The sequence below is a fragment of the Olivibacter sitiensis DSM 17696 genome (genome assembly GCF_000427965.1).
Taxonomy (GTDB): Bacteria; Bacteroidota; Bacteroidia; order Sphingobacteriales; family Sphingobacteriaceae; genus Olivibacter; species Olivibacter sitiensis.
Genome location: NZ_ATZA01000007.1, coordinates 18,485 through 37,120 on the forward strand (window position 1 = coordinate 18,485; position 18,636 = coordinate 37,120).

Annotated in this window: 14 protein-coding genes, 1 tRNA gene and 1 other RNA gene; 8 read left to right on the plus strand and 8 right to left on the minus strand. The window is 44.5% G+C overall.

Annotation, left to right across the window (positions count from 1 at the left end):
• Positions 1–44: 44 nt before the first annotated feature.
• From A37S_RS0105410 to A37S_RS0105420, 3 genes are read right to left on the minus strand one after another with little or no spacing between them, the layout of a single operon-like run.
• Positions 45–665 (minus strand): precorrin-2 dehydrogenase/sirohydrochlorin ferrochelatase family protein, encoded by a 621-nt coding sequence (locus tag A37S_RS0105410; protein WP_051292752.1) that lies wholly within the window; start codon positions 663–665, stop codon positions 45–47.
• Complete coding sequence (gene cobA / locus A37S_RS0105415) at positions 643–1,434, minus strand: uroporphyrinogen-III C-methyltransferase (protein WP_245586315.1); 792 nt, start codon at positions 1,432–1,434, stop codon at positions 643–645. Before cobA ends, A37S_RS0105410 begins: the two co-directional genes overlap by 23 nt.
• The gene (locus A37S_RS0105420) at positions 1,431–3,524 is read right to left on the minus strand and encodes a HEPN domain-containing protein (protein WP_028296100.1); all 2,094 of its coding nucleotides are present in this window, start codon (positions 3,522–3,524) and stop codon (positions 1,431–1,433) included. Before A37S_RS0105420 ends, cobA begins: the two co-directional genes overlap by 4 nt.
• Before the next feature lie 205 nt (positions 3,525–3,729).
• On the opposite strand from A37S_RS0105420, the gene A37S_RS0105425 reads away from it, so the two are divergent.
• Positions 3,730–4,293 carry a hypothetical protein gene (locus A37S_RS0105425; RefSeq protein WP_245586316.1) on the plus strand — a complete coding sequence of 188 codons (564 nt, stop codon included), beginning with the start codon at positions 3,730–3,732 and terminating at the stop codon, positions 4,291–4,293.
• A 30-nt stretch (positions 4,294–4,323) separates the two neighbouring features.
• Here A37S_RS0105425 and tamL read toward each other — a convergent pair whose 3' ends face one another.
• Positions 4,324–6,681 carry a translocation and assembly module lipoprotein TamL gene (tamL, locus tag A37S_RS0105430; protein ID WP_483823594.1) on the minus strand — a complete coding sequence of 786 codons (2,358 nt, stop codon included), beginning with the start codon at positions 6,679–6,681 and terminating at the stop codon, positions 4,324–4,326.
• Between tamL and A37S_RS0105435 the strand changes: the two genes are divergently transcribed.
• The 4 genes from A37S_RS0105435 (at position 6,672) to A37S_RS0105450 (ending at position 8,367) form a co-directional block, all read left to right on the plus strand.
• The gene (locus A37S_RS0105435; protein WP_028296103.1) at positions 6,672–7,424 is read left to right on the plus strand and encodes a TrmH family RNA methyltransferase; all 753 of its coding nucleotides are present in this window, start codon (positions 6,672–6,674) and stop codon (positions 7,422–7,424) included. The genes tamL and A37S_RS0105435 overlap by 10 nt on opposite strands.
• 56 nt (positions 7,425–7,480) lie before the next feature.
• A tRNA-Cys gene (locus A37S_RS0105440) sits at positions 7,481–7,551 on the plus strand.
• A gap of 27 nt (positions 7,552–7,578) precedes the next feature.
• On the plus strand, positions 7,579–7,761 hold the full coding sequence (locus A37S_RS27940) for a hypothetical protein (RefSeq protein WP_028296104.1): 183 nt from the start codon (positions 7,579–7,581) through the stop codon (positions 7,759–7,761).
• A 72-nt stretch (positions 7,762–7,833) separates the two neighbouring features.
• On the plus strand, positions 7,834–8,367 hold the full coding sequence (locus A37S_RS0105450) for an RNA methyltransferase (RefSeq protein WP_028296105.1): 534 nt from the start codon (positions 7,834–7,836) through the stop codon (positions 8,365–8,367).
• Positions 8,368–8,416: 49 nt separating this feature from the next.
• Here the strand turns inward: A37S_RS0105450 and A37S_RS0105455 are convergent, their stop codons facing one another.
• Positions 8,417–9,892, minus strand: coding sequence for a glutamate synthase subunit beta (locus tag A37S_RS0105455; RefSeq protein WP_036601472.1), 1,476 nt, complete (start codon positions 9,890–9,892; stop codon positions 8,417–8,419).
• A gap of 88 nt (positions 9,893–9,980) precedes the next feature.
• Positions 9,981–14,501: a glutamate synthase large subunit gene (gene gltB, locus A37S_RS0105460; RefSeq protein WP_028296107.1), complete on the minus strand. Its 4,521-nt coding sequence runs from the start codon at positions 14,499–14,501 to the stop codon at positions 9,981–9,983.
• Positions 14,502–14,767: 266 nt separating this feature from the next.
• On the opposite strand from gltB, the gene ffs reads away from it, so the two are divergent.
• The 3 genes from ffs to A37S_RS0105475 all read left to right on the plus strand — a co-directional run bounded on the left by ffs (position 14,768) and on the right by A37S_RS0105475 (position 16,732).
• Positions 14,768–14,866: signal recognition particle sRNA small type (gene ffs, locus A37S_RS26560), an RNA gene on the plus strand.
• A 106-nt stretch (positions 14,867–14,972) separates the two neighbouring features.
• Complete coding sequence (gene fsa / locus A37S_RS0105470; RefSeq protein ID WP_028296109.1) at positions 14,973–15,650, plus strand: fructose-6-phosphate aldolase; 678 nt, start codon at positions 14,973–14,975, stop codon at positions 15,648–15,650.
• A gap of 98 nt (positions 15,651–15,748) precedes the next feature.
• Positions 15,749–16,732 (plus strand): YpdA family putative bacillithiol disulfide reductase, encoded by a 984-nt coding sequence (locus A37S_RS0105475; protein WP_028296110.1) that lies wholly within the window; start codon positions 15,749–15,751, stop codon positions 16,730–16,732.
• Here A37S_RS0105475 and A37S_RS0105480 read toward each other — a convergent pair.
• Positions 16,729–18,117 carry a 3-keto-disaccharide hydrolase gene (locus tag A37S_RS0105480; protein ID WP_245586318.1) on the minus strand — a complete coding sequence of 463 codons (1,389 nt, stop codon included), beginning with the start codon at positions 18,115–18,117 and terminating at the stop codon, positions 16,729–16,731. The two genes, A37S_RS0105475 and A37S_RS0105480, sit on opposite strands and share 4 nt — an antisense overlap.
• A gap of 82 nt (positions 18,118–18,199) precedes the next feature.
• A complete protein-coding gene (locus A37S_RS27710) occupies positions 18,200–18,631 on the minus strand; it encodes a hypothetical protein (RefSeq protein WP_028296112.1) in 432 nt (143 codons plus the stop codon).
• Positions 18,632–18,636 lie beyond the last annotated feature (5 nt).

The window sequence follows — 18,636 nt, forward strand, 5'->3', positions numbered from 1 at the left end:
ATATATTGTCGCACTTCAATACGTCAGTGCATTGTTTAGTTAGTTTATTCTTTATTTCGCCCTTGCTCCGAAAGGATGGCCGTTATGGCATTCAGTTGCTTCACCTTATCGGCAAAATCTCCTTTTAAAGTATCTCTCAATCTATTCAACTGTTCTAGCGTATCCTCTATCTCTTCGGGCAAATAGCCTTGCAATACATCCCGCAAACGTTTGGCCATCGTGGGGGATTTCCCATTTGTAGATATCGCTATTTTCAAACTCCCCTTTTTTGCTATAGATGCCAAATAGAAGTCGCACAAATCTGGCTTATCTGCTACATTGACGAGCAAATTTCTTTCATGCGCGCTTTGGCAGATAAAGTCGTTCGTCAGTGGATTGGCCGTAGCGGCAATCACTAGGTGCACACCATCAAGATCTGAAGGAGCATATTCTTTCTTATATATTTCAACATTAGCATATTTGCTGGACAGTTGCTCCACCTTTGCCGAAACTTCCAAAGAAACTACCCTTACATTTACCGATGGGCTATTAATAAGCAGAGCCTGTAACTTTTCATAGCCTACATTGCCCGCACCAATCAATAGGACTGTAAGTTGATTAAGCTTCAAAAAAACGGGGAAAAGCTCGTTTCCTTGACTTCCATTATGCTCCAATGACTGCGACATATTCCTGAACCAATGTGTCGAAAGCCTTATGCAAGGATACGACTTCGCCCAAAACAATTAATGCCGGAGCCTTAATCTCTTTTTGTTCTACCAAGTTCACGATGCTTCCCACCGTACCCAAAGCTATCTTTTCATTTTTGGTAGAGCCATTTTGAATTACCGCTACTGGCAAATTGCTCTTTCCCTCTTCATGAAAAACGTCGCATATCTCCCGTAGTTTACCCAATCCCATGAGCACCACTACGGTTGCACTGCTACGAGCGGCGTGGCGAATATCAGCGGATAGCTTCCCTTTGGTTGTTGTGGCAGTCACTACCCAAACGCTTTCACTTTTGCCGCGATGGGTAACTGGGATATGCTGCACGGCTGGTACACCAAAAGCACTACTGATACCGGGAATAACCTCTACCGGTATATCGTGCTGTTGGACGTGCAGTAGTTCTTCGCCACCTCTTCCAAAAACAAAACTATCTCCACCTTTCAATCGTACGACATGCCCATATTTCCTAGCATAGTCCACCATCAGAATATTGATGGTGTTTTGCGAATAGGCATGCGCCCCCGCTCGTTTACCTACATATATTTTCAGGGCATCCTGGGGTACCATATCCAATATTTCGTTTCCCACAAGCGCATCGTACATGACTACATTGGCAGACTGCAATGCCTTCACGGCCTTTATAGTGAGTAAATCCGGATCTCCGGGACCTGCTCCTACCAAAGTAACCCTAGCGGACGGATGCATTTCTTTTTCCACCTTCACAATCATACGGTTACCTCCTCCATTGCTTCTTTTGCCCTTTGCAAAAACGAAGTGGCAGCTTGCAGGTATTCCTGGGCAAACGCCTCCGAAGGCTCGTGCTTATTAATCTGCAACACCTCATTTTCAAAACTTCCCGAAGTGAGCTTGAATTGGCTGGTTTCAACAAAATATTTATCAAAATCCTTGATAACCGCCATTTGCGTACTATTATTAATTCCCTTTTTCAACAACAGTGCTTTCGCAGTTCCTACATATACGCTGTAACTGTGGTATATGCTATCCGCCCATGCACCTGCGTCGAATGATTTCTGTGCCCATCCCAACTTTTCTTCTGATTCATACAGTAGAGTGGCGACCAGGTCTACCACGACACCGGCACATTCTCCTACCCCAATAGCCGTAGAGAAGGTTTCTTCATGTCCCCAATCCACGTATTCTTCAGGCTGCAGCGTAGTCAAATCGGCCAATGGCTTCAGCAAGCGGTAGAAATAATCTTTACCCTGCCTATCGTAATAGGCGTGGAAATTCTCGTTGTTCGATTTGTTTCCTTCATAATCCTTCAATAAGACACGCAATACATCTGTTGCCCTCTTTGAAGGTGTTTTAATGACTCTCTCAGCAACGCGTCCTTCGCCATTGCCCACTATACCTCCTCCCAACATAACCTGTACGGCAGGTATCACCTTGCCATTCACTTTAAGTGAGCTGCCATGAAAACCGATTTCAGCAAGGCCATGCTGACCACATGAATTCATACATCCGCTGATCTTTATTTTCAGGTTGTTTTCGTATATCAAATCAGGGAATTCGGAATATATCAAATCTTCAAGTACCACGGCCAGGGTCATGCTATTGGAAATCCCCAGGTTACAGGTATCTGTACCCGGACAAGTAGTCACGTCCGCCACGCTGTCATATCCAACCAAGGTGAGCCCCAGTTTGTCCAAAGCATAATAGAGTGGTCTGATATTATTCTCCGGCACATATTTGAGCAAGAGGCTTTGACTTTGAGTAATGCGTATCTCATCGGCGACATAAGGCTTAATGGCCGCTATGAAAGCTCTGCCTTTATCCGTTTTTATATCGCCAATCGGGATTTTTACATAAACGCCATAATATCCTTGTTGTTTTTGTTCAAAAACATTGGTCTCCAACCACTTTTGATAATGTTCTTCATCGCGCAAAGTTATACCCTCACCTTGGTATATCTCTGGCAAAGCAGGCTCATCCAACATGTCGAGTACTATTTCATAATGCTTCACCTTGTTAGCCAGTTCTTCCTCTTTTACCAATGCCAGAAATTCTTCTAAGCCAATTTTCTGTATGAGGAACTTCATACGTGCCTTATTGCGATTGTTGCGTTCGCCATATCTATCGAACACCCTCAAGATAGCTTCCATGAACGGAATAATTCTATTGGCAGGCAAGAACTCATATACTGGATAAGCCAATAGGGGCTGGGCACCGAGCCCGCCTCCAACAACTACCTTAAATCCACGGTTACCATCAGCATCCAGCTTCGGAATGAGCCCAACGTCATGAATAAAAGAATAGGCTGTATCTTTTTCACTGCTGGAAAAGGCAATCTTTATTTTTCTGCCCATTTCTTGGCAAATAGGGTTACGCAAGAAATAGGAAAACACCGCATGGGCATAGGGAGAGACGTCAAAAGGTTCAAGTGGATCGATGCCAGCGGTAGGCGATGCAGTTACATTGCGCACGGTATTGCCACAAGCTTCTCTCAGAGTTATATCGTCTTGCTCCAACTTAGCCCACAATTCTGGTGTGCGATCCAAATTCACATAATGAATCTGGATATCTTGCCGCGTAGTCAGGTGCATATTACTGCTACCATACTCATCGGCGATGTCCGCAATACGAAGAAATTGCTTCATGCTCAACTTGCCAAAGGGCAGTTTGATGCGTACCATTTGAACTCCTGGTTGCCGCTGGCCATAAACCCCTCTCGCCAAACGGAGACTACGAAAGCGCTCTTCATGAATCTGACCTTCACGAAACGCTCTTATCTTTTTCTCCAAATCTATTATATCCTGTTCTACTACAGGATTTTCCAGTTCCGTCCTAAAACTTTGCATGCTCTACAATTTGTCAATCACACCCACTATTGACTTGCAAATATACAAAGTATATGTTATTTATAGTCTTTACTGTCCAAATTTTATATTTAATCCAGTTTGGGATTATGATTACCTTTGTGTTGTCTAAACGTCCGCTCTTTCTCTTGCCCGAAAATAAAGATGCTTAGGTTTTAGTTTACATTATTTAAGAGTAGTAAGCACCATGACAACAACAAATAGATGGATAATTGCAAAATACGGCCTATTAACTACCCTTTTTTGCTTATCTTTCATTTGCCCAGCACAAGACATCAAAAGAGACATAACCAACGTTATTGTGAAGGAAAATCTTATTAAGAACAACAAATTGGCCATTATTGCTTGTGACAGCAACGACACGCCACTGGAGCACGTCAATGGCACCTATAGCTTTGTTATTAACGGATTCAAGCAATCGCTCGTTTTTCATGATGGCGTGGCCATATCACCCCAAGAAATCGACAAATCACTATTTGTCCTATTGAAGCATGAAAATACACACGGAGCATTCAGCAAATTATACTACGTATACAAGGGAGCTGACAGCCTCAAGCCTATAAAAATCAGCTGGATGTTTTTACTTTTAATACCGGTTGTTCTGATCATAATCGCCAGCTTATACAAAAGGTTATTAATCATCGCGGTTATCGCACTGATTGCCCTTGGTTATTTTGGTTATAGCAAAGGATTGGAACTTTGGTCTGTCTTGGAGACCATTTTTCAGGGACTTAAGAACTTTATAAACTGAAGACTATTGGCAAATCGATATCCCGCTTTCCTAAAAAGGCATACCGATACCAAAATTATACTGCACAAAATTATAGGGATCAGGGGCATTCGTTAGGGCATATTCGCGCTTAAACTCCCTGCTATTAAACAATTCGGTAATGACCCATTGCTTTCTCCCTGTAAACTGTGGGTCTTTTATTTTGAACCCCACGTCAAAGCGAAACACGAAATAATCCAAGTCAAACCGCAGCCCAGTACCGGCACCTATGGCCATCTGACCTAAGAACCTGTCCCATTTAAATACGGCCGGGTCGCCCGTTGTTTCTTCTTCCTTGAGTCTCCAAATATTGCCTATGTCAGAGAATGCAGCGCCTTTCAATTTCGCTCCGAAGAAATCGTTCAAAAGCTTGAAACGGTACTCAAAATTGCCCACTATTTTGATGTCTCCCAATTGATCGAGATTTCTCAGGTTCAACCGTAGGGAGTCTGACAAGATAGATCTATTATAATTTCCCGGTCCCAAAGTACGTGCTTGCCAAGCACGCATATCGTTCATCCCGCCAGCAAAAAAGCTCTTCTCGAAAATCAGAAACTCTTGGTTATTGCCGTATGGCACACCTACACCTGCGTTGATGCGGGCCACAAATTGCCTCTCGGCTCCCAAGTGCATGTAGCGCCTTAGGTCTAACTCCACTTTGGCATATTGCAGGTAAGGCACATTGAATACTGTTCTTTCGCCATCTTCGTCTACCCTAAAACTGAATAAGCGAGACAAGAGAGCCAAGCTATTGCCGCTCACGTCGGCCATACCTCGAAAAAACCAAAAGTTCTCGTATGAATTAAGGCGTAGGGTATTAACCGTATAGGAATATTGACTACCTAGGCCAAAATAAGCCCTGTTATTAGTTCGGACATATAGCTCATATCCTTCGCCAGTCAGATACTGAAGAAAACCAGGATCCAGTCGTCCATCCCGGTACTCAACCAAAATCGGCGTCAAGCCATGCAATTTATACCTAGTCTCATACCAGTTATAGGTGATGGAATTTGTAATGTATCTATTACTATAGGTATTTACTTGATCAAACACCTGGAGGTTGCTGGCAAAAACGGTGTGTGGCATGCCATTTTTGCCCATCACAGGTATGTTGAAAGGAACGATAATGCGAGGAATAGTCAAGGTAGCGCCTACTTGCAAGTCCCTGTTCCAAATCCTATTCCAGAGTGCTCCACTGAGACGTGAATCAAACAGGACGCCGTAGCGTGCTTTGATTTCTAATTGCTCGGCACCACCAAAAAGGTTCCTATTCGTGTAAGTATTTCCCAAGTTGAAGCCATTTCTTCCAGAAGCAAAGGTATATTCCCCTTCCACCCTGTTTCCCATTCGTTTCATGGGAGTGATGTCGTAGTTTACATTCAGCTTAGTAGAGTCTTTCTTTTCGTAGCTTATTTTTACCCCCCGAAAAATATTCAATTCGTAAAGTCTATCGTAGGTAAGATTCTCCTTGGAAACGTCGAACTTCTCTCCTTGCGTGTTGTAAATGTATCTTGCCAGTGGTCTGGCACGTATTCTCTTGGAAAAATCGTTGAAAACAACACCCTTTGGTTGTGGCATGCGCTTAAAGGTGCTATCTCCAAAAGTTTCTCTACTATCCCTTATATTTACAAAACTGGAATCAATATAAAAAACAACGTGTTTGTCTTGTTCTGGGGGATTGTCGATATACATGACCAAATCTGCCTGAGAGGAATGCAAGCTGGAGTCCACATCAAAACGGACATATTGCCTCAAATAGTCGTAATAGCCGTTCCTTCTAAAGATATTATAGGTATTCTCCCTTTCGTTTACAAGCGAGTCTGCATCATATCTCATCCCCTCGCGCAGCGTTTGCTGACTGCCCTTTTCGTTTTCATACAAGGCAAGCAATACTGTATCGGGCACAACGTAGGTAATATTCCTTATGGAAAAAGCTCCGCCTTGTTTCACGTCAAACTTAACAGTCGCCTTCTTTTTGCTAATGGCAACGGAACTGCTCACCTCGGCATTAAAATACCCTTTGGAATTGAGGAATTTCTCAATTTGGTTTCTCGAAATCTCCACCAGCGTGCTATCCAAGATTCGGGGAGCTTCTCCTACATTCCTAACCCTTTCGGTACGATAACGTCCGCCTTTGGCATTGGCCAGGTTATATAGAAAGAGCTTAAACCTAGAGTTGGGCCTGATATCTCTTTGGATATATTGTTGGGCTTGCTCCGTAAAATCATCCTTAACACCGTTCAGTTTTACTTTTGTCACAAGTGCTTGGTCGTCCTCTAATAATCTTGTACTACGACACGATGCGAAAAATAGCGGCAAAAGCGCTAATATTGCAAACGAAACTTTTATTTTCTGAAGAAATGCTCTCAAAATCTCAACTCCATTTCCTACGATCCCTGCACCTGAAAAAATTCAGAAAAGAACACCAATTGTTCATTGCTGAGGGTATAAAGTCCATAACGGAATTTATACGTTCAAGTTATGCCATCGAAACTATTTATTATACGCCCCCATTTGCCGTACAAATTGAAAAACTATCGCCAAAGATAAACAAAAGCCTGATTGATGAGACTGATCTGCAAAAAATAAGCGCCTTAAAAACACCTCAGGGTATCTTGGCAACCATCAAAATGCCCATTTCGGAAGTACCTGACATGACATTGCTGCAAAACAAGTTCAGTATTGTTTTGGACAACATTCAAGACCCTGGAAACATGGGTACTATTATTCGCACGGCAGATTGGTTTGGCATTCATCAGATCATATGCTCCAATGACACGGTGGAGGCATACAACCCCAAGGTCGTGCAAGCCACCATGGGTTCTTTGGCGCACGTAGCCGTCTATTACCTAGATTTGGACAGGTGGCTTCCAGAGGCAGACATGCCCCAATATGCGGCCATGTTGGGCGGACGCTCCATTTACGACACGCCTTTTGGGACTTCGGGCCTACTTATCATGGGCAACGAAGGCCATGGTGTTCGAGCGCAGTTGTTGACAAAGGACGTGCAGCATGTTACCATTCCAAAATTTGGAGAAGCCGAGTCACTCAACGTGGCACAGGCAACCGCCATATTTTGTTCGGAAATAAAGAGGAATACTCGAAATTTTTAAACTAAAAATTAGCTTTGAAATAATATTTTACTATTTTTGCAGTCCGTTTGAAAAACGGTCGGATGGCCGAGTGGCTAGGCTGAGCTCTGCAAAAGCTCCTACAGCGGTTCGAATCCGCTTCCGACCTCAAAAGATTTATAGAAAAAATATAACCATGGGAGTTACACGTTTAAAAAGAAAAGATAGAAGAAATAAAACGGTTTCACGTTTGGAAGTCCAATTCCTAAAACTTGGCCGTAACATCGAATTGGGAAGCCGTTCAAAGCTATCCCCAACTAGTCAGATAGCCAAGAACCAAGAGGTTTTGGACAAGTTAGCTGCTCAAAACAAGAAATAGACAATAGCAATATTGATTTCATCATACTAACCTGTGGCAAATGTTACAGGTTTTTTTGTTTCCTCTAGGCACATGAAAAAATTATCCATGGACGAACTCGACCGAGTGTCCATAGAAGATTTCAAACAACAGGAAAAGCTCCCTGTAATTGTATTGCTAGACAATGTGCGCAGCCTCCATAACGTAGGCTCCGTATTTCGCACATCGGATGGGTTTGCCATTGAGCAAGTGATCCTATGTGGCATCACGGGAAGACCTCCCCACCGCGACATAGAGAAAACGGCTCTAGGCGCCACGCAGTCAGTAGATTGGGTTTATGTGGAAGACACCAAGGCTGCCATTGAGCAAAAGCAGAAAAAGGGCTATACTATTATTGCCATAGAACAAGCATCTGGGAGTACCTACCTACATCAATTCCAGCCTTTGGCAGATGAAAAATACGTGCTGATATTTGGCAACGAGGTAAATGGCGTATCGGATGAGGTTATGCCGCTGGTAGATGCATGCATAGAAATACCGCAATTTGGCACCAAGCACTCTTTTAATGTGGTGATATCTGCGGGCATAGTGCTTTGGGATTTTTATAGGAAGATCAAATTACAATAAAGCACGCCATAACTGGAGGTTATAAACCAAAGCTATGGCACGCGTTATTTTAAAAATTAGCAAATTCTGCCACGGCATTCTTCGTTTCCAACACGCTATGGCCCATCAGGAATTCGTCCACCTGACGAGCGGCCTCCCTCCCTTCCGAGATAGCCCATACCACAAGCGATTGACCGCGTCTGGCATCGCCTGCTACAAACACTTTATCGATGCTGGTTTTATAGTCCTTTTCATTGGCCAAAACATTGCCTCGCCTATCCAGTTCCACTCCTAGCTCCTTAAGGAGGCCTTCAGACTGAGGGCAGCTGAAACCCAAAGCGATAAGTGCCAGTTCACAAGGCATTTCCAATTCGGAATCAGGATTTTCCTCAAACTTGGTAGGCCTTCCGAAATCGTCCAACTCCCAAGAAAGCTGTGTAACTTTCACCCCTTTCAGACGGCCATTTTCATCTCCTACGAAAGCCTTTGTATTGAGGGAGTAATGCCTTTCAACTCCCTCTTCATGCGAACTGGTAATGGTGTGCAATTGTGGAAACGTAGGCCATGGCATCGCCACAGTGCGTTCCATGGGCAACATAGGTTTCCAAGCTATTTGGCCTACGCGGATTGCCTTTTGCCGATTGGCTGTGCCAACACAGTCGGATCCGGTATCGCCACTACCTATCACTAGCACGTGTTTTCCCGTAGCCAATATATCTTCGCCCTCTACTGGAAGACCTGCCACCCGCTTGTTTTGTTGCTTCAAATAGTCCATGGCAAAGTGCACTCCCTTGAGCTCCTTTCCAGGAATATCTAGATTTCTAGGAACCGTAGATCCCACTGCCAATATTACGGCATCGTAGGCCATAATTTCGGCCGTTGGCACGTTCTTTCCCACTTCCGCATTGAAACGAAAAACAACGCCTTCCTCTTCCAATAGCTTTATCCGCCTTTCTATCACCCATTTCTCCAATTTAAAATCCGGGATGCCATATTGAAGCAAACCGCCAGCCTTGTCATCGCGTTCATAAACCACCACCTCATGGCCTACTCTAATCAACTGTGCCGCAGCCGCTAAGCCCGCAGGACCAGACCCCACTACTGCTATTCGTTTTCCAGTCTTGTGGAAACTGGTGTTTGCTTTTACGAAACCTTTGTTAAAGGCTATTTCAATAATATGCTTTTCTATTTCCTCTATGGTCACGGGTTTATTGTGAATACCTAGCACACAAGCCGATTCACAAGGGGCAGGACAAATCCTGCCTGTAAATTCGGGAAAATTATTGGTAGACACCAAAATATCGTATGCCTCTTCCCATTTTGCATTGTAGACGGCTTCGTTGAACTCGGGTATCACATTACCTAAAGGACAGCCAGAATGGCAAAATGGAATCCCACAATCCATGCACCGCGCCGATTGTTTGTTCAACTCCTCCTCGCTATATAGGTGTACAAATTCCTTATAATTCTGCACCCTTTCCTTTATCGGATCTTTTTTAGGAGTCTTTCTACTATATTTTTTAAATCCTGTTATATCTGTAGTCATGGCCGTGTCTCGCGTTATGTTTATCGTACACTGGTAGTTTTGAGCGGTACGCTTTTTTTACTTTTTAACTTTTTGCTTTTTATTTTGGCTAGTGGATCTTTTCTTCCAACATTTTTCCTTGAAGCACCTTCTTGTACTCCTTTGGAAAGACCTTTACAAAACTGTTGCGCTCTTCTTTCCAGTTGGAAACAATGGCATAAGCCAGTTGGCTGCCGGTCAAAGCTATATGACGCTTCAACAGGGCAATAATTTGGGTTTCATCTTCTACCGAAAGTGGATCTAGATCTACCATTTCCATATTGCATTTTTTTCGAAAATCCTTATCCACGTCATATACCCAAGCAATACCGCCGCTCATACCTGCGCCGAAGTTTCTGCCAGTCTCACCCAAGATAAGCGCTCTACCTCCAGTCATATACTCACAACCGTGATCACCAATACCCTCTACCACCGCGGTGGCTCCCGAATTGCGGACGGCAAAGCGCTCGCCTGCTTTTCCACGAACGAAAAGGTGTCCAGAAGTTGCTCCATATAGGGCTACATTGCCTATTATGATGTTCTCTTGTGGGGTGAGCGTGCTTTTTTCCGAAACGTAAATAGCGAGTTGCGCACCAGACAATCCTTTGCCAACATAATCGTTTGCTTCGCCTTCCAGTTCAAAGGAAAGTCCTTTTGCGGCAAAAGCCCCAAAACTCTGGCCTGCGGAACCAACGAATTTATAGTTGATCGTATTATCCGGCAAGCCCTCCGAACCGTATCGCTTAGACACCTCGTTAGAGAGCAAGGTACCTACCGTTCTATCCGTATTTTTCACTTCAAAAACACCAAACACGGGCGTTTTATTCTCCAAAGCCGGCTTAGCTTGCTTCAGCAGCCCCCAGTCCAGTATCATGTCCATGCCGTGATCTTGCTGCTCCGTCTGATACAAACTTGCTCCCGTAGGGTTTGGCGCAGCATATAGAATCTGATCCAATTCCAGTTTATTCACCTTCCAGTGGTCAATGTTCTCCCTAACTTTGAGGAATTGAGAACGTCCCACCATTTCATTGATGGATCTAAAACCTAGCTCGGCCATGATTTCACGTAATTCCTCTGCCAAGAATTTAAACAAGTTGACAATATCTTCGGGTTTTCCTGAGAAGAGCTTTCTCAATTCAGGATCTTGTGTCGCTATTCCGACCGGACAAGTATTCAAGTGGCACTTACGCATCATTACACAGCCACCAGCTACCAGCGCTGCTGTCGCCACGCCCCATTCCTCTGCTCCCAACAATGTGGCAACCGCCAGATCCCTTCCGGTCTTCATCTGTCCATCAGCTTGCAATACCACTCTGCTACGCAATTGGTTTTGCACCAAGGTTTGCTGTGCTTCAGCCAGACCAAGCTCCCAAGGTAATCCTGCATGCTTGATGGAACTAATGGGAGAGGCTCCAGTACCTCCATCAAATCCAGCGATCAAGATCACGTCGGCATGTGCTTTCGCTACACCAGCGGCAATGGTTCCTACCCCCGCTTTGGATACCAGCTTCACATTGATACGCGCATCCCTATTGGCATTCTTCAAATCAAAAATCAGCTGTTTCAAATCTTCGATAGAATAGATATCGTGATGGGGAGGAGGCGATATCAACCCTACACCTGGAGTTGAATGCCTAGTTTTGGCTATCCAAGCATCTACCTTATGGCCGGGCAACTGCCCCCCTTCTCCTGGTTTTGCTCCTTGGGCCATCTTTATCTGCAATTCGTCCGCTTCCGTCAGATAATGCGAGGTCACTCCAAAGCGCGCCGATGCAATTTGTTTGATAGCAGAGCGCATAGAATCGCCGTTCGGAAGCGGTATATAACGCATTTCGTCCTCACCTCCCTCACCGGTATTGCTTTTTGCACCTATACGATTCATGGCGATTGCTAGGGTAGAATGAGCCTCATGTGAAATAGAGCCAAAAGACATGGCCCCAGTGGCAAAACGCTTTAGAATACTTTCCGCACTTTCTACCTCATCAATAGGAATGGAAGCTCGATGTTTTGCAAAATCAAGAAGACCTCGCAAGGTATACATCTTGTCCTTTTGATCGTTAACGAGATGCGCATAACGTTTATACAGCTCATAGTTACCTGTTCGACAAGCATGCTGCAACAAATGGATCGTATCTGGATTAAAAAGGTGTACTTCGCCTCGCCGTCTCCATTGATAGATCCCCCCTTCTGGTAATAGATGGGTCCCCGTCTCATTTGCAAACCCATAACGGTGCTTGGCCAGTACTTCACGTGCTATGTCATCTAGCTGCAAACCTCCAATACGCGATACTGCACCACAAAAATATTTGTCTACGACATTTTTATGGATACCTAACACCTCAAAGATCTGCGCGCCGCTATATGACTGGAGCGTAGAAATTCCCATCTTGGAGAAGATCTTCAAAAGGCCAGCACATACCGCGCCAACATAATTATCCGACAATTCCTGAAAACTTAGTGGCGTATCTATCACCTGCTGTTCCTTCAAGGTCCTGATGGTGGCCAAGGCCATATAAGGATTGATAGCCGTAGCTCCAAATGCTAATAAACAGGCAAAATGATGTACTTCCCAAACATCTCCAGCTTCTATAACTAGCCCCACTGCGCCCCTATAACCCGTTTTGATCAAATGGTGGTGCACTGCAGATACCGCCAATAGGGACGGGATAGCAGCATGTTGTGAATCAATTGCCCTATCGGAAAGAATAAGCACCTCGAAGCCATCCCGTACCGCATCTTCAGCATAGCGGCAGAGCCTAGTGAGTCCGTCTTCCAAGGCGCCTGGCTCTCCGCTCGCGCGGAAATACATTTGCAACGTTTTGGCTTGAAATATCCCGGTATCGATACTTCTAAGTTTCTCCAAATCTCTACTTGTGACAATAGGATGTTTCAGCGCTACGCAGTGGCAATGCATCTTATCTTCATCCAAAATATTCCCCGAATTGCCTATAAAGGTAGCCAAACTCATGACCAAGCGTTCCCTAATGGGATCAATGGGAGGATTGGTAACCTGGGCAAAATATTGCTTGAAATAGCTGCTTAAGTGTTGCGGTTGCTCGGACAAAACGGCCAAAGGCACGTCACTTCCCATTGAACCTATAGGCTCCTTGCCATCGATGGCCATAGGAGTAATAATATTCTCTACATCTTCACGCGAGTACCCGAAGATCTGCTGGTATTTGAAAACAGATTCTTTGGACAAATAAGTAAAGGTAACCCTCGGCTCGGCCAGATCGTTGATATTAATCTTATACTGCTCCAACCATTCTCCGTAGGGTTGTTTTTTTGCCAAATCGTCTTTGATTTCTACGTCGCTCAGAATTTCTCCTTTCTCCATGTCAATCAAGAAAATCTTCCCTGGCTGTTGCCTTCCCTTGGCTATGATGGTGCTTTCATCTATGGGCAAAGCGCCCGCTTCTGAAGCGACGACAACGCGGTCGTCATTGGTCACCGCATAACGCAACGGCCTTAAGCCATTACGGTCCAACATGGCGCCTATAGTATATCCATTGGTGAAACACAATGCCGCTGGCCCATCCCACGGCTCCATGATGGTGGCGTGATACTCGTAAAATGCTTTACGCAATGGATCCATTTCTTCGTTCCCGTCCCAAGCCTCGGGCACTAGCATGAGCATGACATGAGGCAACGAACGACCGCTATGTAAAAGGAGCTCCACCACATTATCCAAGGAAGCAGAGTCCGATTGATTGGCATCTACTACCGGCAAGAGGATATCCAGCTCCTCCTCGCTAAAATAGGGTGAAGATAGGGATCTCAGTCCTGCATAAAAACGGTTTAAATTTCCTGTTAAGGTATTGATCTCACCGTTATGAGCCACCATACGAAAAGGCTGAGCCAGTTTCCATGAAGGGTTGGTATTGGTTGAAAAACGGGAGTGTACCAAACCGAAAGCCGAAACCACGCGTTCGTCCGACAAATCGTTGTAGTAAGATCTAACTTGATAGGTAGTCAATTGCCCCTTGTACACGATTGTCTTACACGAAAGGGAGGGAATGTAGAACTGCTCAAAGGCGTTCGGTATCTGCTTGATTTTTTTTATTATTGATCTACGCAGTATGTACAACTTTCTTTCAAAATCGTCTTTGTTTTTTATTTCTTTTGGCCTTTCCACAAAAAACTGGACAATATGGGGTTCCACGCTAAGGGCCGTTGGACCTACGCCTTCTGGGGTGACCGGCACCTCTCGATATCCCAAGAACTTAAGCCCACGTTCCTCTGCCGAACGTTCTATTATTTCCTTGCTTTGCTCCCTTAACTTCTCGTCTCGTGGGAGAAAAGTCATCCCCACACCGTAATATCCCGGTTCTCCAAGACGTATAGAAAGGGAAATACACTCTTCCCAAAGAAACTCATGTGGAATCTGAATCATTATGCCCGCTCCGTCGCCTGTTTCGGGGTCGCATCCACAAGCGCCTCGATGTTCCATATTCTCCAACATGGTAAGTGCGTCTTGCACTTGCTTATGGCTCTTTGCACCCTTTATATTGGCCACAAAGCCCACGCCGCAAGAATCATGCTCAAAATCAGGGCGATAAAGTCCCTTACACGACATATCGTTTACACTCATTGTTGCTCGCTTAGTTAGTTTTGATTTGCTAAATTAATAAATCCAATTATATTTATTAAACATTCTAATATTTTTTTTGACAAAAAATTACCTCTCACCCTAGCTTCGACAGTGATTTCTTCAACAGATTTCAATACAATATGCCCATTTAAAGCCTATTACTTAGCTATGCTATATAGGGAAAAAATTCCCGCTGACAATCAGCACCCTAAGCAAAACCAGTCATTTAATTGTTGGATAGTTGTTTTTTTTCTTACTTTTGCGGTGGGTAAGTCTTTTACGACCAGCTCCCCTTTAACTCCCCCAGGGTGGGAACGCAGCAAGGGTAGAGGGTTGAGCGGTGCGATAAAAGGGGCTTGCCCATTTTTTTTTCTTAATTCCCGGAAAATATCTTTCATCACAATCCATAAATCATCCAAATTCTTTACCTTTGTTCCTCACAGAGTTAGTTTAACGCTATACAATAAGAAGATGAAATTTTTTATAGACACTGCCAACCTTGCGCAAATACAAGAGGCTCAAGATTTGGGTGTTTTGGATGGGGTAACGACCAATCCCAGTTTAATGGCCAAAGAAGGCATCAGCGGCAATGAAGCTGTTATAGAGCACTATAAGGCTATTTGCAACATAGTAGACGGCGATGTCAGCGCAGAAGTTATTTCCACCGATTTTGAAAATATGGTTCAAGAGGGCCTCGCTTTGGCAAAACTAAATGACAAAATCGTGGTAAAGGTACCTATGATAAAAGATGGTGTAAAGGCCATTAAGTATTTTAGCAGTCAGGGTATTAAGACAAACTGTACATTAGTTTTCTCCGCTGGCCAGGCCTTACTAGCGGCCAAAGCTGGTGCCACATACGTATCGCCTTTCATTGGTCGTTTGGACGACATTTCCACCAATGGTCTTGACTTGATCGAAGACATTCGCTTAATTTACGACAATTATGCTTACGAGACACAGATCCTCGCCGCGTCTGTGCGCCATACGATGCATATCCTGGAATGTGCCAAAATAGGTGCTGATGTAATGACAGGACCTTTATCTGCCATTTTATCCTTGTTAAAACATCCCTTGACAGACAGTGGTCTAGCCCAGTTCTTGGCCGACCATGCAAAGGCGGCTGAAAAGTCAGCTGTTCCAATACCTTAATTCGACACTACGGTCGTTACCGACCTCGCAAATAACGGATATCCGAGGCCAAATACTATTGGTCTCGGATTCTGCTTTTTTTCTAAGCTCAACGGAATATGGAAACTTTTGACATATTGATTATCGGTGGTGGCCCAATTGGACTTGCCTGTGGCATTGCTGCCAAGCAAGCTGGCCTATCTCACATTATCCTAGAGAAAGGTTGTTTAGTCAATTCCCTTTACAATTACCCTGTTAATATGACTTTCTTTTCCACCTCAGAAAAGCTTGAAATAGGTGAAACACCATTTGTAACAACTAATCCCAAGCCCAAAAGAGCAGAGGCATTGGAATATTACAGAAGGGTGCAAGACAAATTTTCGCTTAACGTACGCCTATTTGAGGAGGTGTTAAATGTGGAAAAGAAAGAAGACGGACAATTCATCACCAAAAGCAGCAAGAGTGAATATCGGAGTAGGTTCGTAATCGTTGCAACAGGATTTTACGACAAACCCAACCTCATGAATATTGAAGGGGAAGAGCTCTCGAAGGTAAGGCATTATTATGATGATCCACATTACTATGCCTATCAAAAGGTGGTGGTTATAGGCAGCAGTAACTCGTCGGTTGATGCCGCCTTGGAAACCTTCCGCAAAGGTGCCGAAGTGACAATGGTAATTCGTCGTGACACTATCGGCGAGCGCGTCAAATATTGGGTTAGGCCCGATATTGAAAACCGAATTGCCGAAGGCAGCATAAAAGCCTACTTCAACAGCTGCCTCTTGGCAATCAGACCAAACGAAGTGGACATACAGACCCCCGAAGGAAGGGTAGAGACCATTGCCAATGATTTTGTGCTCGCTCTTACTGGATACCAGCCAGACTTTGCCTTTTTAGAGAAAATAGGCATTCAGCTGTCGAGCGATGATTCTCTCATACCCGCTCACAATACGGATACGATGGAGACAAACATCTCCGGACTTTATCTTGCCGGAGTAGTTTGTGGAGGTATGAACACGCACTTGTGGTTCATCGAGAACAGTCGAATACATGCCGACATCATCATGAAGCACATCAAGATTAAGGGCTTCGCTACGGCCTAGCGGAGCACCTTAATCTTGATGCTTCTAAAACTCACCAAATCTCCATGGTCCTGGAGCAGGATATGCCCTTGCGCCGCCTCGCCAAAGTCTTTCCAGTCCTTATACTTACTTTTTGCCACCAACTCCCGATAAAGCTCGGAACCGCGCACATATTCCAGCACCTTAACACCATTTAGGTAATGCTCTACCCTATTGTCCGGGTATACCACTACCCTACCTTGGTTCCATTCTCCTATCTTGTGCACGAATCGCTGTTGTTTTTCTGCCTTGATGAGATCATAGAGCGATGCCAAGGTGCGGTTACCATCTCGCCCCAGCTTGGCATCCGGATGTAAGGCATCATCCAATATTTGATATTCTAGTCCGATAGCCGAGCCAGCATTTTTTTCAGAAAGTGTCACAAAATACTTCACCCCACTGTTTGCACCTGGACTAAGCTTAAATTCGAATGAAAGATCAAATGCCCCATATTGATCTTTTGTCACGATATCACCTCCATTGGTAGATTCTTCCCCCGCGGCGGGCAATACGCTAATCGTTCCTTTGCTGATATCCCAACCTTTGCTAGGGAAGGCGTTTTTATAGGCCCCCAGCCATCCTGCCGAGCTTTTTCCGTCGAACAGCAGCTTCCAGCCGTCTTGTTCCTCATAAGCATTCAGAAAATTGGGGATATTATTGACAACATAAATACCTGACGGAAAAGGTGTGGGCACCAGATTGGAGGTTTTGAGTTTGATATTACGAAACCAAACTCGTTTTCCTGCATCTTTTTCATTTGAAATGGCATGCACCTGCAAGCCGATGAATCCCTGTGTATCCAAGGTGTCGACTACATATGCAGCGGGAATACCATTTACCCAGGTTTTCATCTCATTTCCTATGCATTCTATTTTAAGATGGTTGTAGCTTTCCCTCTTATAGGCCGTTGCCGCGCCGGCATTTAGTGACATTGGATACAGCCAGTCTCTACGTGCTTCATCATATATCCCACCGCTCCAAGCTCTTGCCGTAGGGTCTAGCTCAGCCTGACGGCCATATACTTTCCCTTTCCCATTATTTCCCGAGGGATCCAAGTGGCTCCTTACCTGGACTCCAGAGTTGCCCGTTGGGCTTTCTATCTTCACTTCCAGTTCAAGCACAAAGTCACCGTATTCTTTTTCCGTTATAAGAAAAGTATTGCCAGTACCTGCAACAGCAGTGCCCACGATTTCGCCATTTTCTATGTCGAATCGAGCATCACCTCCCACTATTTTCCATCCTTTCAGATCTTTTCCATTGAACAGTTTATCTTCTGTGCTTTGCGCTAAGGCAGTTAAAGCATATGACAATAACATCGTCAGCGCAACAAGCTTTGTATAATTTGGATACATTGTTTTCGTGTTCATTCTTTCAGTATTTTATCAGTGACCGATCGTCTGCTTTGGCCTTTTCTGTATTTTTATTATCTACTATTATTTACATTATCTCTTATACAACATGGTAGTATTGTTCCCAACCCTTCCTTGGCGGAGGTCCTGTAAGGAAGTCATTCACAATTTTGCTGTTCGTAATTCGCTTGGTTTTTCGATTAAACTCCAGTTTCGTATTTAAACGTCGCGTTGTGACGCTCAGTGCCAATACCTGGCTCAGCGGCGCGGCCACCTCAAAAGGCGAACGTGTCTTTTCCTCTCCTTTGCAGGCCAGTAGAAAGTTTTTGGAGGCAAATCCTGTGTTATACAACTCGGCAATAATCTCTGCTCTCCCGTTATCTGCACCTATGCAGGCCGGGTTGACTCGCTCATTGGCTCCTGCTAGCTTAAAAGTTGGAGAGCGGCCTTTTCCGATGAGCAAATCTGGCGCTACAGCCATCGCTAAGCTTTGCTTCAAAAAAGATCTCCTTGAATTTTTGTGTTTCTTCATGTAAG

Coding starts and splice junctions, on each gene's coding strand:
- A37S_RS0105410 (WP_051292752.1), bottom strand. CDS start 665: ATGTCGCAGTCATTGGAGCATAATGGAAGTCAAGGAAACGAGCTTTTC.
- cobA (WP_245586315.1), bottom strand. CDS start 1,434: ATGATTGTGAAGGTGGAAAAAGAAATGCATCCGTCCGCTAGGGTTACT.
- A37S_RS0105420 (WP_028296100.1), bottom strand. CDS start 3,524: ATGCAAAGTTTTAGGACGGAACTGGAAAATCCTGTAGTAGAACAGGAT.
- A37S_RS0105425 (WP_245586316.1), top strand. CDS start 3,730: ATGACAACAACAAATAGATGGATAATTGCAAAATACGGCCTATTAACT.
- A37S_RS0105435 (WP_028296103.1), top strand. CDS start 6,672: ATGCTCTCAAAATCTCAACTCCATTTCCTACGATCCCTGCACCTGAAA.
- A37S_RS27940 (WP_028296104.1), top strand. CDS start 7,579: ATGGGAGTTACACGTTTAAAAAGAAAAGATAGAAGAAATAAAACGGTT.
- A37S_RS0105450 (WP_028296105.1), top strand. CDS start 7,834: ATGAAAAAATTATCCATGGACGAACTCGACCGAGTGTCCATAGAAGAT.
- A37S_RS0105455 (WP_036601472.1), bottom strand. CDS start 9,892: ATGACTACAGATATAACAGGATTTAAAAAATATAGTAGAAAGACTCCT.
- gltB (WP_028296107.1), bottom strand. CDS start 14,501: ATGAGTGTAAACGATATGTCGTGTAAGGGACTTTATCGCCCTGATTTT.
- fsa (WP_028296109.1), top strand. CDS start 14,973: ATGAAATTTTTTATAGACACTGCCAACCTTGCGCAAATACAAGAGGCT.
- A37S_RS0105475 (WP_028296110.1), top strand. CDS start 15,749: ATGGAAACTTTTGACATATTGATTATCGGTGGTGGCCCAATTGGACTT.
- A37S_RS0105480 (WP_245586318.1), bottom strand. CDS start 18,117: ATGAACACGAAAACAATGTATCCAAATTATACAAAGCTTGTTGCGCTG.
- A37S_RS27710 (WP_028296112.1), bottom strand. CDS start 18,631: ATGAAGAAACACAAAAATTCAAGGAGATCTTTTTTGAAGCAAAGCTTA.